The sequence below is a fragment of the Desulfovibrio faecalis genome, from assembly GCF_053570625.1.
The window spans coordinates 429,659-444,582 of the sequence record NZ_JBRBQR010000001.1; the positions used below are offsets into that span (position 1 = coordinate 429,659).

Annotated in this window: 14 protein-coding genes; 10 read left to right on the top strand and 4 right to left on the bottom strand. The window is 51.0% G+C overall.

Features of this window, described 5'->3' with window-relative positions:
* The first annotated feature begins 169 nt into the window (after window positions 1–169).
* From ACUZ79_RS01805 to ACUZ79_RS01835, 7 genes are all read left to right on the top strand, one after another.
* The gene (locus ACUZ79_RS01805) at window positions 170–379 is read left to right on the top strand and encodes a helix-turn-helix transcriptional regulator (protein ID WP_449250533.1); all 210 of its coding nucleotides are present in this window, start codon (window positions 170–172) and stop codon (window positions 377–379) included.
* 161 nt (window positions 380–540) lie between these two features.
* On the top strand, window positions 541–1,074 hold the full coding sequence (locus ACUZ79_RS01810; RefSeq protein ID WP_449250534.1) for a hypothetical protein: 534 nt from the start codon (window positions 541–543) through the stop codon (window positions 1,072–1,074).
* Complete coding sequence (locus ACUZ79_RS01815) at window positions 1,061–2,956, top strand: DUF3987 domain-containing protein (RefSeq protein WP_449250535.1); 1,896 nt, start codon at window positions 1,061–1,063, stop codon at window positions 2,954–2,956. Before ACUZ79_RS01810 ends, ACUZ79_RS01815 begins: the two co-directional genes overlap by 14 nt.
* A 954-nt stretch (window positions 2,957–3,910) precedes the next feature.
* The gene (locus tag ACUZ79_RS01820; protein ID WP_449250536.1) at window positions 3,911–4,579 is read left to right on the top strand and encodes a YagK/YfjJ domain-containing protein; all 669 of its coding nucleotides are present in this window, start codon (window positions 3,911–3,913) and stop codon (window positions 4,577–4,579) included.
* 206 nt (window positions 4,580–4,785) lie between these two features.
* The gene (locus ACUZ79_RS01825) at window positions 4,786–5,655 is read left to right on the top strand and encodes a ParB/RepB/Spo0J family partition protein (protein WP_449250537.1); all 870 of its coding nucleotides are present in this window, start codon (window positions 4,786–4,788) and stop codon (window positions 5,653–5,655) included.
* A 120-nt stretch (window positions 5,656–5,775) separates the two neighbouring features.
* Window positions 5,776–6,057 carry a hypothetical protein gene (locus ACUZ79_RS01830; RefSeq protein WP_449250538.1) on the top strand — a complete coding sequence of 94 codons (282 nt, stop codon included), beginning with the start codon at window positions 5,776–5,778 and terminating at the stop codon, window positions 6,055–6,057.
* A 16-nt stretch (window positions 6,058–6,073) separates the two neighbouring features.
* Complete coding sequence (locus ACUZ79_RS01835; protein WP_215646934.1) at window positions 6,074–6,259, top strand: hypothetical protein; 186 nt, start codon at window positions 6,074–6,076, stop codon at window positions 6,257–6,259.
* Window positions 6,260–6,539: 280 nt separating this feature from the next.
* Here the strand turns inward: ACUZ79_RS01835 and ACUZ79_RS01840 are convergent, their stop codons facing one another.
* Window positions 6,540–6,671, bottom strand: coding sequence for a hypothetical protein (locus ACUZ79_RS01840; protein WP_256267771.1), 132 nt, complete (start codon window positions 6,669–6,671; stop codon window positions 6,540–6,542).
* Window positions 6,672–6,838: 167 nt separating this feature from the next.
* On the opposite strand from ACUZ79_RS01840, the gene brxF reads away from it, so the two are divergent.
* Window positions 6,839–7,327 carry a BREX-3 system P-loop-containing protein BrxF gene (gene brxF, locus ACUZ79_RS01845; protein ID WP_449252154.1) on the top strand — a complete coding sequence of 163 codons (489 nt, stop codon included), beginning with the start codon at window positions 6,839–6,841 and terminating at the stop codon, window positions 7,325–7,327.
* Window positions 7,324–10,461 carry a DUF6079 family protein gene (locus ACUZ79_RS01850; RefSeq protein ID WP_449250539.1) on the top strand — a complete coding sequence of 1,046 codons (3,138 nt, stop codon included), beginning with the start codon at window positions 7,324–7,326 and terminating at the stop codon, window positions 10,459–10,461. The genes brxF and ACUZ79_RS01850 overlap by 4 nt, the downstream gene beginning before the upstream one ends.
* A 60-nt stretch (window positions 10,462–10,521) precedes the next feature.
* On the opposite strand, the gene ACUZ79_RS01855 is transcribed toward ACUZ79_RS01850, so the two are convergent.
* Both ACUZ79_RS01855 and ACUZ79_RS01860 read right to left on the bottom strand, forming a co-directional pair.
* Window positions 10,522–10,875 (bottom strand): DUF488 domain-containing protein, encoded by a 354-nt coding sequence (locus ACUZ79_RS01855; protein ID WP_303192891.1) that lies wholly within the window; start codon window positions 10,873–10,875, stop codon window positions 10,522–10,524.
* Between the two features lie 565 nt (window positions 10,876–11,440).
* Window positions 11,441–12,178 carry a DUF542 domain-containing protein gene (locus tag ACUZ79_RS01860; protein WP_303192892.1) on the bottom strand — a complete coding sequence of 246 codons (738 nt, stop codon included), beginning with the start codon at window positions 12,176–12,178 and terminating at the stop codon, window positions 11,441–11,443.
* A 114-nt stretch (window positions 12,179–12,292) separates the two neighbouring features.
* Between ACUZ79_RS01860 and ACUZ79_RS01865 the strand changes: the two genes are divergently transcribed.
* On the top strand, window positions 12,293–13,534 hold the full coding sequence (locus tag ACUZ79_RS01865) for an ISL3 family transposase (RefSeq protein WP_449250523.1): 1,242 nt from the start codon (window positions 12,293–12,295) through the stop codon (window positions 13,532–13,534).
* A 689-nt stretch (window positions 13,535–14,223) separates the two neighbouring features.
* On the opposite strand, the gene ACUZ79_RS01870 is transcribed toward ACUZ79_RS01865, so the two are convergent.
* Entirely contained in the window at window positions 14,224–14,922 is a 699-nt protein-coding gene (locus ACUZ79_RS01870) for an ABC transporter ATP-binding protein (protein ID WP_303192893.1), read from the bottom strand.
* Window positions 14,923–14,924 lie beyond the last annotated feature (2 nt).

Genomic DNA, 14,924 nt, shown 5'->3' on the forward strand with positions numbered 1-14,924 from the left:
GGCCTCTGCTGTGCCCTTCGGTGTGCCTCCTAGCCCATAATTTGACGCTAATAAAAATTATTCCCAATATTAGGTTTAAGCGCTTCTTGGCGTTTACACGCTCCCCTCACTCTCTTTCCTTCCAGTATAAGAATAGCCAGTGCTCCAAATTCTGAATTGGAGGTTGGCTATGCCTACCATTGAGACCGCATGTCAATGCTTGACTGAACAAGAAGTTTCAACCCGAACCGGCTTGAGTCTCTCCACGCTCCGTATGCATCGTTTTACGCGAAGAGGGTTCCCTTACATAAAAATAGGGCGCTCAGTGCGATACCGCGTATGCGACCTCGAAGCATACCTTGCAGAGCACCGCATTGACCCCGAAGGAAACAGTAGATGATTTTTACGCTGGTTTCTTTGCATATTGTCGGGTCCCAGATCATGCCCTTAACCGTCCCCTTCAGCAGCTGTAGCTGCTGGAGGGGTGCAGAAAATAATTGTCTGAGGTTAGGTTAAGTTCCCGCCTTGTTAGCTGAACTATCGAGGTGGAGCCGTACCAATTTGAAAATAAATAACTACATTGCCGTGATAAGTGCAGCCGTATTTGTTTGCTACTGCCACTCCGTTTGGTGGGGCGATGTGAAAGGTCCGACTGCAGATATGAAGGAAAAAATTATGCCTGTATTATCGGTCATCACGCGCGAAGCCGCGTCATTAGCAAAAGATGAGGAGCAATCCGATATCGTTCTATCTGAGCCAACAGGCCATACGCCAGCCCACCGTCATAGGCCAACTCGAGGCGAAGAACATGCTATTTTGGATGCGTACGCGAAAGGTATGCCTATACCTGAGATAAAAACTAAATTTAATGTTTCAAATACACAGGTGGCGAGAATCCTAGCGAAAGGATTTGATGCTGGTGCAATATGCCCCACAGCCCCCAAGTATCAATTGATAAAAAATGAAAAACGCTATCAGCCGCTCTTTTCAATGTTGGAATGTAACGCGGCACCTTTTTTGAAAATTGAAAGAGCAGGCAATGCTCTACTTGTCAAACCGTATACCCCAGAAGGATATTGTCATGAGCAGCAATAATACGAAAAATTTATCTATTTCGGAGATTTCAGGCATGCCCGCATCACGATCTGTTGGTGAAAAAAGACGGATGGAGGATACTCAAAAAATCAAGGAGGCTATGGAAAAAGAGGTTGCTAGTTGGGCTGTTCCCCAGGAAGAACCAGCGGCGGAGGTCCCGCTGCCTCCCTCAAACAATCTCTCCCCTAGGCCAGATGAAGGTCAAAATTTTTTCCTGGATGATAAAAATGTTTCTTCTAGCAACAAATCATCAACTAATCATGAAAGGAGAAAACGATTTGTTGATTTTGTCAGTGCAGCCAATCGTGCACATCGGGAAAATAGTATATTTGAGCGTCGCCACCATGATTTTTATGTAAGAAGGTCGCTAGATGATGAGCGATGGTATCGTGATCGAGATGAAATTATTCCACTGGAAAAAGTATCACAGGACGACGAGATGCCTGAACTGCCACCTACTTTACACGAATTAGTAAAAGGCATGGCCCATGCCACAGGGCTACAGTATCTTGGCGTCACGTTGGCTACTTTAGGGGCGACTTTGATTGCAGTCCGAGGCCGTGTTTGGGTTCGAATAAATAGGAACTGGCGTGAATTTGCGGTCAGTATGCATCTTCAATCTGCTCCATCAGGGTTCCGAAAGACGCAATTTGTCGAGATGTTACAGCGGCCATTCAAGACTTATATGGAACAAAAAAATCTTGCGTATAGTGCAAGTCGAAAGGCTGATGAGGAAAAGAACTCTATTACAACGCAAGTTGCTACAGCGTTGTGCAAAGGGCGTATAAAAGCAGTAGTCTCAAAAAATCTTGAGGGTAGCCTGCCAGATCTGTCAGAACTTGACGCAATTATTAACAGCTGTGTGGAAGAAAGAGCAAACATTATGAGCCTCAAGCGATATGTACCATATGCCTGTTGTCTCTTTGTTAATAAGTGCTCAACTCCAAAAGCGTTTGAATTGCTAATTGAAAATGGTGGATGCTTAGGGTGTATCACAGATGAGGCGGATATGCTGACGTCCACGTTGCTGAATCCTCAACATGGAATTCCTTCTCTTGTCCTGCACGGGCATACCGGTCAGTACTTCAGTGAACAAAATTGCCGAAAGGCAATGACGTTTCAACAAATAGCACTTCCGATGGTTCACATTGTCCAACCTCACGAAATGGCGCTGCTTTATTCAAATAGCCGCAAGATTGAGCAAGGTTTAGTAGCTCGGTTCGTCCCATTTTTCTATGATACGTCCGAGGAACCTGTAGAAATGGATGAAGGGGCGTTTAATGACTATTTCAGTGTTATTTCACGTCTACTGGAAAAATTTTATTCACAAGACTGCCAAGTGGAACCTTTTGAAATTTGCTTATCCGAGCAAGGGGAGAAGGTCATTTATGAATTTGGAGAAATTGTAAAAAGAGATATTAGGCCAAAGATGCCCGTCTCTGGGCACCCATACTGCGATAAATCATGTGGGCTTGCCGCACGATTGGCATTTGCAATTCATGCGTGGAATAATGTTGATCCGCTCGACGGCAACATAACTGCAGAAGAAGTAAAGCAAGCCTGCGATATCGTATATGAAACCTTTCACCATGCTTTGCACGCCTATTCTCCGACGGGATTGAGGGCATATCCCGGAGCTGTCCGGATTATAAACACGCTGCTTAACATCAATTACAAAGAAAGAAACTATATTATTTCTCATGGGCTTGATTCCCGGACAATTGAACAGCGTATCAAGCTTTCTCGAGAAGAGATTAATGCTTCTCTCAGATTCCTTGAAAACCATAATGCGTTGAGTATCTATGATGACTCAAGCCCGAATCTTAAGCTGCACCTCCACCATAATTTTTTTAGATTTTTCAGTCTGAAGAAGTATGAATAATCAGCGTTAGACACTCGCACGGGGGCATAACCCCCGTGCGAACTAAGCATTGAATAATGACTAAGAGCGTCACAGCCCCCTCAGGGGCATTCCATGATATTTTTAAAAAACTGTTAACGGAACTTTCCACCACAATTTCGATGCCTTCCCAGTCAAGAAGAGTCGAGTTTATTGATTTTTTGGGGTGAGCAATCTGCAATGTCACTGTATTTGTTGCATCGCGCTGAATTAATAGGCTGGTGAGGTTCGTGTGGGAGGGGCTTTAAAGGGTGCTAGCACCGTATTCACACTATTTCTGCACGTTTGCTATGGCGCTCATGCTCCTCAGTAATACTGGTAGAGGCAAAATCATTGAAATACGCTTCAGGTGCTGCTGGCGCTCTCAATCCATGCTGTATGGATGCTGCCGTGTTCCGGAAAATGAATACCGAGGCAATAGCATAGCGCTACAGTGTAAGGGGCGTCATGTCGAAAAAATGCGACTGGCAAACATTAAAAACGGCTACATTGAGAGTTACATGGCTAATGTAGACCTTTTTATGAAGTAAAGCATGCAAAATTTGCCATTACTAAGCGCTATGATGAATGCTTACGTTATAACCAATCGAATCGCTCAATGAGTTTAAAATAAGCTATCTTTAAAAATGTGCTCACGTCGTTTGACAAAATTCATTATTTTTACATGCCAGTTAATAGAAAACTTTATCGCAAATATACTATGTGAAAATGGTCAGCATGTCTCAGAAGTAAGATTATTTATACTCCGTGGAGTTCGTACTTGGCTATCCCGGTTTTAGTAGTGTCTTAATAATAATCATAAAAGAGCTATTTGCTGCGAATAATAAATGCAACATGCAGAATAAATTATAAGCACAACATTAATGCCATTTGTATGTTCATTAGCCATAGAAGTAATAACTACGACAGAGTTAAAGCAAACTAAAGGAGATGGTCATGGCAAAAGACACCACGACTGGGAGAAAATACAGGGGCTACACAATCAACAATGGTCAAGATGGCAACCTTCATTGCCATACGAAAACATTAGACCAGATCATAGACACTGTTGAACTCATGGCAGCCAAACACTCAAAGGTGTTTTCAGTACGCCTTGACATTCAGAACACAGCAACTGGTCGTATCGGGAACAATGGGCAAGAGATTGACTATGCACTCGACAGCAAGGACATGACCAGGATTATTGAAAGTGCAACACGTACTCTAAACTCAAAGTCAAAGAATGGGAAAAATGATCCTGATGTGCATTGGGTATGGACAGCAGAAAAGACCTCACCAGATGACAAACCACACTTTCATGTAAATGCGTTTGTCAACGGCAATGCAATTCACAACGGCTATTCCGTCAAAGAAGCAGTGAGTAGAGCTGTCAAAAACAAACTGCAAAACGCAAATAACACTCCCAATGAAAGCTATGATGGGCTTGTTAACTTTTCTGGTAGCAATGGAGCCAAGGGGAAGCTCATAGAGCGCAATTCCCCTGAAGTCGAACAACAGATCAATGACGTAGTCTTTGCTGGTAGCTATTTGGCTAAAGTCCGCACCAAGGAATTCAACCCCAAGGGATCAAGGGTATCCTCATGCACAAGGATTTCTCGAAAATGATGATGCGAGTTGCGGAGGTAGTGGCATCCTCGAGACCTCTCGAATAAGCCTTTATGTTCGCAGGACATCGGGGTCCTGGTTTGTGTTGACTTTTTTTGTCAATCATCCCTACGCTAATTAAAAGGCCTGCTCGCAGACTTTATTGGTTGTTTTGGTGACTTCGGAGTTCCGAAGTGTGAAATAGTAAAAAAATACGAGGTGTTACTGTGTCTCTTGATCCGCCCAAGGTATCGACAAGTGCTCAATCTGTCCCCCAGAACACTGTGGGTGTTAGCTCAAAGATTGAGATGCTCAAGATATCAGAGATATCCCCTGATAATAATCAGCCCCGGCGCTATTTTGATAAACAGCAACTTGAAGAGTTGAAAGGCTCTATTAGTGTTAATGGAATTATTACTCCGATTCTATACCGGGTTGATGGCGATAAAAAAATAATCGTCTCCGGTGAGCGTAGATACAAGGCGGTATCTGAACTTGGTCTTGAAGAATTACCAGCTCAGTTTGTATCTGGAAATTACAGGGTCATTGCTTTGACCGAAAATTTGCAGCGCAATTCTCTTCTGCCCATGGAAGAAGCACGAGCCATCCAGGATATCATCAATGCATCTGGTTTAGCTCAACAAAACGTTGCAGTTCAATTGGGCAAGGCAGAAAGTACCATCTCTGAGATACTCAAGCTCAATAGCCTCCCATCTGGCATACAAGAAGCGGCTATTACGAGTCCCCTTTGGTCGCGCAATAAACTGCTTAAACTTTCAAAATTAAAAGATGATAAGCAGCAAGCTGAATTCAAAAAGATGCTAGAGGCCATCGAAAAGAAGGAAGCAGCCAAAAATTCGCGAGATTCTAGTTCTGGTGAAGCAGGGCAGAAACCTACTGCCCAACCGCCAAATATGTCCCAAATGGACCGTAGATTGAACGTATTCAAAGGTCACATCCAAAAGTTGCGCGATAGAATCAAGAAAGATGTAGAAAAAATAACGGATGCTCGTTTTAGAGAAGGCATTGAAAAGGAGATACGAGCTCTACTGGATGAAGTCTCTGCCTATCAGAAAGGCAAATCCGAAGAGAATTAACTGTTTCACTCAAAATATTTGAGGGTGTTGCTTTACTGGCAACACCCTTTTTATTTTATTATCTGCTTATTATATGCATTCCCACACCAACCCTTATCAGCCCAACAGGCAGGAGAACACATGCAACAATACTGGCAACGCAATTTTGAGCGTTCTGAAAGCCTAATAAACCACGGCCTCGGTACAGAAGCCTTTTTTAGGTCTATCGAACAGGAATTACCGCCTGTTGTCTCAAGAGCAGAGCTGGCGAAGGCCACAGGCGGGCTGATCTCACCAAAAACGCTGTCCAATGAAGACGCTTTGCACAAAGGTCCCGCAGAGCGTGTACGGGCAGGGTCAAAAATTGGCTACACCCGCGCCTCAGCCATGGCGTACATTCGGAAAAAATTTAAACTGTTATGAAAAATTTGAGGTGATTATGTACGGTTTTACCCCGCGCAGTGCCAATCAGCCTGCTTCTGACAAGCAACTTTGCTATGCCTATGACCTCGCGGAGCGGCAGGGCCTAGACGCTGAAGCGCTTTGCTCAATACACTTCAGTAAAGAATTTGCTGAGATGACAGCAAATGAGGCCAGCCAGCTTATTGATCTGCTAAGGGTGTGAAAGGAGTTGAGGGGCGCATACCAATGTTTGATGCAACATCCCTAGTCTGGCCTTGGCTTCATCGCCCCCGAACCGAATAATTGTAGTCCCAGTAACGTTGCCACGCCCCGCCATGCGGCACGCCTGAAACAACAACGCAACTTTCTGGCTGGTTCACTGCTCGACAGAACCCCTCGCTGATTTCCGGGGGTATGGTCGCATCCGTGCGGCTGCTTAAATGCCGCTGGGGCAAGTGCTGCAGCGATGGAGCCACCGCCTTAGGGTTCAAAGTTTCTGCAAGCTAGCTCACGCCCTGCAGGTTTGCCCAAGCATCAATATCAAGATTGCCTGCAACTGTTCCCAGAAAGGTCACATCCTGCCTCATGGCAGCAAGTAGTGCCGCAGCCCCGCCACCGTCAGAAAACCCGACCATTATGCCTCGTTTGCTCCAAAGATTCTTGCTAATGATTAGAGCAGGCTCTAGTCTGCAAAAAAAATCGATTGCGTTCGAAACTCGGGGCTTGATAATGGTACTGACAAAAAAATCAATAGACTCTACTGAGAAAGAAATATCTGACTGAAAATATTCATAATACACTAATACAGTCCATCCAGGCTGTTGAAGGTCTCTATTACCGCCTGATTCTACTGGTAGGCAAAACCGGTTCAGGCAAGACAAGAGTTCTTCGAAAATTGGCCGAGACTGTCGGCTCATCCGTCGTCAACGTCAATCTGGCGCTTTCCAGCGAACTCTTGGAGCTGACGGCAAAGCAGAGGTCGCTTCGGTTGCCGGGCATCCTCGATCAGATCGCGGATCAGGCTCAAGCACCGGTGGTGCTGGATAATCTCGAGATCCTCTTCGACAAGGATCTCCAGCAGGACCCCTTGCGCCTGCTGCAGTCCATTTCGAGAAATCGGGCCGTGGTGGCTTCGTGGAACGGAATCATGAATTCCGGGAGGCTTTTGTACGCCGAAAACGGCCATCCCGAGTACCGCAGCTATGACTCGGTCGATGCGCTGATTGTGGGCATGGATGGTACAGACACGGTCGATTCGGCAAAAAACAATAGAGAGGCAGGGCAAGCATGAAATACGGAGACCTTATCCAGTTCGACCCGATTGAGTCGGTCGTTCAATTACGAGACGCGGACAAATCCAGCGCCGCGCACACACTCGTAAACACCTATGTCATTTCCGAGGAAATGGCCGAACGGCTCACGCAGCTTGTCATTCCTCAGATGCAGTTCGACCAGCCGGTCGACAACAAAGGCCTGCTGGTCGTCGGTAACTACGGCACCGGTAAGTCGCACTTGATGTCGGTGGTCTCCAGTCTTGCCGCAGACGCCTCCCTGCTGGAAGGGCTGAACCACTCCGGTGTCCGCGACGCAGCCTCTCAGATCGCCGGTCGGTTCAAGGTCATCCGTACCGAAATCGGAGCCACCACCATGTCCCTGCGCGACATCCTAGTGGCCGAACTGGAAGAACATCTCGAAAAACTCGGCGTGGAGTATGTGTTCCCCGAAGCCGGGACCATTACCAGCCACAAACGGGCCTTCGAGGACATGATGGCCAAGTTTGGCGAGATCTTCCCCGAACACGGACTGCTGCTTGTGGTCGACGAGCTGCTCGACTACTTGCGCACCCGCAAGGACCAGGAGCTGATCCTCGACCTCAACTTCCTCCGCGAGGTCGGCGAGGTCTGCAAGGACCTGCGCTTCCGCTTCATGGCCGGTGTCCAGGAAGCCATTTTCGATAGCCCGCGCTTCGCCTTTGTCGCCGACAGCATCCGCCGGGTGAAGGACCGCTTCGAGCAGATCCTCATTGCCCGTAGCGACGTCAAATTCGTTGTGGCCGAGCGTCTGCTTAAGAAGACCACAGAGCAACAGGCCAAGATCCGCGACTACCTGATGCCCTTTGCCAAATACTATGGCGGCCTCAACGAGCGCATGGACGAGTTCGTCCGGCTCTTTCCCGTGCATCCCGATTACATCGACACCTTCGAGCGGGTTACCGTGGTGGAAAAACGCGAGGTGCTCAAAACCCTGTCCATAGGTATGAAGGGCATTCTCGGTAAGGACGTGCCGCAGGACGAGCCTGGCCTGATCGCCTTCGACAGCTACTGGAACACGCTCAAGCAGAACGCCTCGTTCCGCGCCATTCCCGAGATCCGGGCGGTCATCGATTGCAGCCAGGTGCTGGAATCCCGCATCGAGAACGCCATCACCCGTAAGCAATACAAGCCGATGGCGCTGCGCCTCATCCATGCGCTGTCCGTCCACCGCCTCACCACCGGCGACATCTATGCTCCCATGGGCGCATCCGCCGAGGAGCTGCGCGACCGCCTCTGTCTTTTCGATCCGCTGATCGCCGAGCTGGGCAGCGACGAACCGGATAAGGACTTGCAGACCCATGTGGAAACGGTCCTGCGCGAGATCCACAAAACGGTCAGCGGCCAGTTCATCTCCTTCAATGCCGACAACCGCCAGTTCTATCTCGACCTGAAGAAGACCGACGACTTCGACGCCCTGATCGACAAGCGGGCCGAAAGCCTGGGCCAGGCCCAGCTCGACCGTTTCTATTACGAGGCGCTCAAGCGGGTCATGGAATGCCAGGATGCCACCTACGTGACCGGCTACAAGATCTGGCAGCACGAACTGGTCTGGCAGGAGCACAAGGCCGCCCGCACAGGCTACCTCTTTTTCGGCGCTCCCAACGAGCGCTCTACCGCCGTGCCGCAGCGGGACTTCTACCTCTACTTCATCCAGCCCAACGATCCGCCGCGCTTCAAGGACGACAAGGTCAACGACGAGGTCTTTTTCCGCCTGAAAGGCACCGACGAGGAATTCCAGACCGCGCTGAAGAGTTACGCGGCAGCCCTGGATCTTGCCGCCACCTCCTCGGGCCACGCCAAGGCCACCTATGAATCGAAGGCCAACGGTTTCCTGAAGAAGCTGGTCCAGTGGCTGCAGAAGCACATGAGCGATGCCTTCGAGGTCACTTATCAGGGCCGCGCCAAGTCCATGACCGAATGGGCCAAGGGCAAATCCATCCGCGATCTGTCCGGTCTGTCGCCCCACGAGACTATCAATTTCCGTGACCTGGTGAACACCATTGCCGGTGTCTGCCTGGCACCGAACTTCGAGAACCAGGCCCCGGACTACCCGTTCTTCTCGGTCCTGATCACCGGCAACAACCGCGCCCAGGCCGCGCAGGACGCCCTGCGAGCCATTGCCGGGCAGAACCGTACCAAACAGGCCACCGCCGTGCTGGACGCCCTGGAGCTGCTCGACGGCGAGAAAATCACCCCCAACAAATCGAAGTACACCACGTTCATCCTCGATGCCGTCAAGGGCAAGGGCCACGGCCAGGTGGTCAACCGCAGCGAGATCATTCAGGACGACCACGGGCTGGAATACATGAACCCCGGCGGTGGTCGGCTTGAGCCGGAATGGGTGGCGGTCATCCTGGCTTCGCTGGTCTATTCCGGCGACATCGTGCTCGCCATTCCGGGCAAAAAGTTTGACGCCACCGGACTACAGCAGCTTGCTGCGACCGGCATGGACGAGCTGGTCCGCTTCAAGCACCTGGAGCAGCCCAAGGAATGGAACCTGCCCGCGCTCAAAGCGCTGTTCGAACTGCTCGGCATGACGCCGGGCATGGCCCAGCTCGTCACCCAGGGCAAGGACGAGCCGGTGCAGAACCTGCAACAAGCGGTGGGCAAGATCGTCAAGCGCATCGTCATGACCCAGCAGACCCTGCGCGAAGGGCTCTCCTTCTGGGGCCTGGACCTGCTCGCGGGAACCGACCTAGCCAGCCAGGCCAGCGGGCTGGACGAGGCCAAGGGCTTCTTTGAATCGCTCCAGGCCTACTCCTCGCCGGGTAAGCTGAAAAACTTCCGCTACAGCGCTCCCGAAGTGCTGGCGCACGAAAAGGCCGTGAAGGCCCTAGATGAGCTGGACGCCCTGCGCGAGTTCATCATGGACCACAGCCCGACGGCGTCCTGGCTCTCCACCGCCGAGGCGGTGCTGCCCGCCGAGCATGACTGGGTGGATCGCATGAAGACCACCCGGCAGGATGTGCTGGATGCCCTCAAGCAGGCCGACCTGACCGAGCTGGCGCAGCGCTTGTCTTCCGGAGTGTCTCATATATGCTCCTTGGGATGCGCAGACGGCGGCGTCAGCGCAATGGGCTTTCCACTGTGTGTCAGTGGTGCTGACTATTGAACATGTTGGCGGTTGTGCAGCGATGATTACGCTCACAAAAACCGTAAAGTGCGGGCAAGATTACCCGGCGTGTCGGCATATATATTCCAGTAGAGCCACGGCGTTGTTATGCTTGTCGTCCTTTGCGGCGTGTAGCAGTGTCACCAACTGATGCTCCGCCAACGTGCGCAGCTGCGCTACCGCATCCGGGGCATGGCTCAACTCCACGAAGTAGCGCTCTCGAAATGTCGTCCATTTTGCAGGGTCGTGGGCAAACCATTTGCGCAGCTCCGTAGAGGGGGCAATTTCCTTGAGCCAGAGCTCCACACGGGCTTCTTCCTTTGTCATGCCGCGCGGCCAGATGCGGTCCACCAGAATGCGCAGGCCGTCTGCGGCCAAGGGTTGGTCGTAGATGCGTTTGAGGGCAAAACTCATAGATACTCCTTCAATGCCAGTTACAGGCTAACCTGTTTACTTTGAAAGAGCCGCGCCACCAATGGCAGTGTTGCCAGATATATAAAACTCAGGGGGAGCGGACGAGAAGCCTTTTGCGTATTCCTACCCCATCATGCAAAATGCACTGCAAAAATTAGACGGCAGAGAGCACGAGGCTCAGTAGCGCCACATAGTGCAGTAGCCATGCGTGGGGCATACAGGCGTGGTGAATAACGAGCGCAGCAGCGTGGGCATAAAGAAATCGAAGGGATATAGCATAGCCTGCTGCACGGTTGCGGTGAAGAGTGAGCAACGCCCAATACCCATCACTTCCAGACAAAACACTATAACTTAAGTAACTTGTATAAAAAATCTGCAAAGGGATGCGAAAACAGTGCGACGATATGAACATGATGATGTTGGCTGAAGCACGCCCATGGACGCCAGAGCCAGCATGACCACGTTCGTCTCCTTCCGCGCAGTCGCTCAAAGGTGAAGGGCACGTGAAGATTAGCAATTTTCCTGTCTTATCATACGCCATCTTCACGCAGGTACTGCGGTACAGTTATGTTGTCCGTACCTGTTCCTCCAAACTTATCGCCTTGGGAAAAAGAATGTTGTTTTCCAGAAAGATATGCTCGTGAAGATCAGCTTCAAGTTGTTGCAGACCATCGTACAGGGCCCTGAATGAGGTGCAGAAGTCCGGCAGCACTGCGTAGTTCTGTGTGGTCTTGCGCAGGGCCTCCAGCAACCTACCCGCCCCTTCGTGTTCATAAATCATCTGGCCTATGGGATTACGCACCGAGCCGCAGTGCGATTGGGCGGGGGGGCCGCCAGCGGTCTGTTGTTCCAGTGCGCAAATAAGGGGGAAGAGAATGTTTTCCTCTTTGGGCAGATGCCCCAGCAGCTCCTGGCGCAGGGGCTCAAAGCTGCGGGCTACTTCGGTCAGCATGGCACCGTGCCGCTCGGCATGGGCCTTGCGTACCTTGTCCAAGAGCTCCTGAAGATGGGGGAGAGTGCTGTACAGGTAGGCATGGTGCGTATCCACAATGTGGCGACACAATTCGCAGGGGAGAACGGCGCGCCAGTCTTTTTGTGGTGCGCGCAGGGGCAGGGGGCGTTCCAGAGCCTTGTGCAGCTCCTGCACAACATTTTCCACAGGGTGGGCGATGGCAAGTGCGGCATCCCGCAAGGGCTTTTGCCCGCCGCAGCAGGTATCTATGCCCATGGTCTCTAAAGCTTCACGCAATCGTGTGTCGGCCAGTGCAATGTCGCTGACCTTCATGTCGGCTGTGATGTTCATGGTACGCCTCCAAGAAATTAACTGGTTGGAGTGTTTTCACACGGTTCTTCGTCGTTTGATGTGGAATTGACCGACCTCAATCAGTTTGGATAGCCCTCCTTTAGGAGGACTGCCATGCAAGCTGAAGAAATCTTTGCCTTGGGCCTCGGCCTCACGCCGCCCTGGAAAGTTATGAGCCAACGTCTTGATACCGACCATACGCCAACCAAGCTCCACCTGGAGATCGGTGCCGACCGCGGAGCGCTGTATCCGTGTCCCGAGTGCGGAGCCGCGTGCAAGGCTCACGACTTCAAGGAATTCACGTGGCGGCATCTCAACTTCTTCCAGCATCACTGTTACCTCACAGCCCGACTGCCGAGGATCAATTGCCCGGAACATGGAATCCGACGCGTCGAAGCCCCATGGGCCAGGGAAGGCAGCCGGTTTACCCTGCTTTTTGAGCAGGTTGTCATGAGCCTCGTTCGAGAGATGCCGGTCAATGCCGTAGCGCGTCATGTCGAGGTCACGGATACCCGCCTGTGGCGCATCGTCCATCACTATGTGGCCAAAGCCATCAATGCGCTGAACTTGAAAGACATCAAGGCCATCGGTCTGGATGAGACCGCGTCCAAGCGTGGGCACAATTACATCACCGTCTTCATTGACCTGGATCGTTCCGACAGGCCCGTGATCTTCGCGACTCCAGGTAAGGGCAAGGAATGCCTGACTCAGTTCTGCGCGTTCATTGAAGCCCATGAAGGCTGTCCTGAAAACATCGTCGAGGTAGTTTGCGACATGTCGCCTGCGTTCCTCTCCGCCGTCGAACAGAAGTTCAAGTCTGCCTCGGTGACAGTCGACTGGTTTCATGTCGTCCAACTCTTCACCAAGGCCGTCGATGACGTCAGAAAGCTTGAGGCCAGGCAGTCAAAGCTGCCGGACCACACCCGTTGGGCCGTACTCAAGGGCGCCGAGACAATACGCACGCAGAATCAGGAGAGTGCTCTCCTGGAACTCGTCGAGCAGGGCTTCGCTACCGCCAAGGCCTACCGTGTCAAAGAACTTCTGCGCTGGGTTCGACGGGCCGAATCGAAGCAGGCCGCCAAGTGGCGCATAACCCATTTTCTCAAGCATGCCGCCGAGTACGCGGCCGACTGCCCGCTATTGGAACCCGTGCGCGGAGCATTGGCCAGCTTTGAGAGGCATTTGCCGCGAATCCTTCATCGTTGGCATTCCTTGCACACCAATGCGAGGCTCGAAGGCTTCAATGGCCTGTTCCAGGCGGCAAGGGCCAGGGCCCGAGGATACCGGAACGTGGAGAACTTCATCACCATGGTCTACCTGATTGCGGCCCCGATTCAGGTCGTAGTGGCTTCATGAATTCCACATCAAACGACGAAGAACCTTTCACACCAAGGGGAACGCCCTGCGCCAGCTATTGCGCGGTATTTTGCAAAAACTGCCGGGCGTGTGCTCCTACTTTTTCACGAACGTAAAGAAGTGCACATAGACCTGTTTTCACATACCGGTGGCTTACCTCTGCCGCAAGACGTTCTTCCCGACGGTTTGTCGTGGCTGTTTCGAAAATCTGGGCGGCATTGTCCAAAAATGGGTTTCTCCAGCGGTAATACATGCTCTGAGTGATTGATATTAATGCTTCCCGGCTATGGATATATAACTATCGTCAGAATTTCGAATAGTTATGATACAAAAAAGTTGCAAAAAGCATCGCGCCTCAAGGAGATTTTGAACATAAGCCATGCTACAACATTTTTCTCTCAAATTCTATTTATGAATCCCAGACATTTTTTCAAAAACTAAAAGAGCAGTATAAAACCGGACGTTCGCTCCATCAGTTTGGTTTCAAAGAGCAGTTTACGGTAATGGTCTTTATCCGACCTGCAGCAAGGTGCTGCAACGCGATATGTTCGGCATGTATCAAACTGTCATGCCCAAAAGTGCGGGGTATGCGCTTCCTTGACCCTGCAAAAAAACCAGTGCTCTCGTGCTACAGCTGGGGCTTGCAAAATGCCTCTTCGCTCCGAATACGGATGGGCAACAGAGCCGCCTCAGTCATCCTGCACCAGTTTGCCGTCCCGGAGGTAAAATGTTTGATCAAAACGATCAAAAATTTTTTCATCGTGGGTTACAACCAATACCGTGGCGTTTTGCTCTGCGGCTACTTTGCGAAACAAATCCATCACAACGCCAGCGCGTTCTGAATCTAGGGCAGCGGTGGGTTCGTCAGCGAGAATAATTCGGGGCTTGTTGGCCAATGCCCGGGCAATGGCGACCCGCTGGGCTTCTCCGCCAGAAAGCCGTGACGGCGCCGTTTCACTTCTGTGCTCAACCTGCAGATATTTTAACAAATCCATCGCGCGTTGGCGGGCTGCATCTGGTGAAACTTTGGCAAGTTCTAAAACAATGGCAATGTTTTCAGCGGCATTTAAAAAAGGCAGCAGATTGTGAAACTGGAATATAAAACCAATGCTGTCCAACCGCAGACGGCGTAAATCCTTCTGCCGCCATCCCCCGTCATAAACAAGCTGTCCATCGAGTTCCATGCGCCCGCTGCTTGGCTCCAGGATGCACCCAATGATATTGAGCAGGGTACTTTTGCCGGAACCGCTCGGGCCAAGCAATCCAACAACCTCACCCGGATACACCTGCAACGAAATTTGCTTTAGGGCGTCAACTTGCGCATCGCCCTGCCCAAATGATTTTGAAAGGTTCTGAATGTTGACCAGCGGCATTCTGTGGTTGGACATAT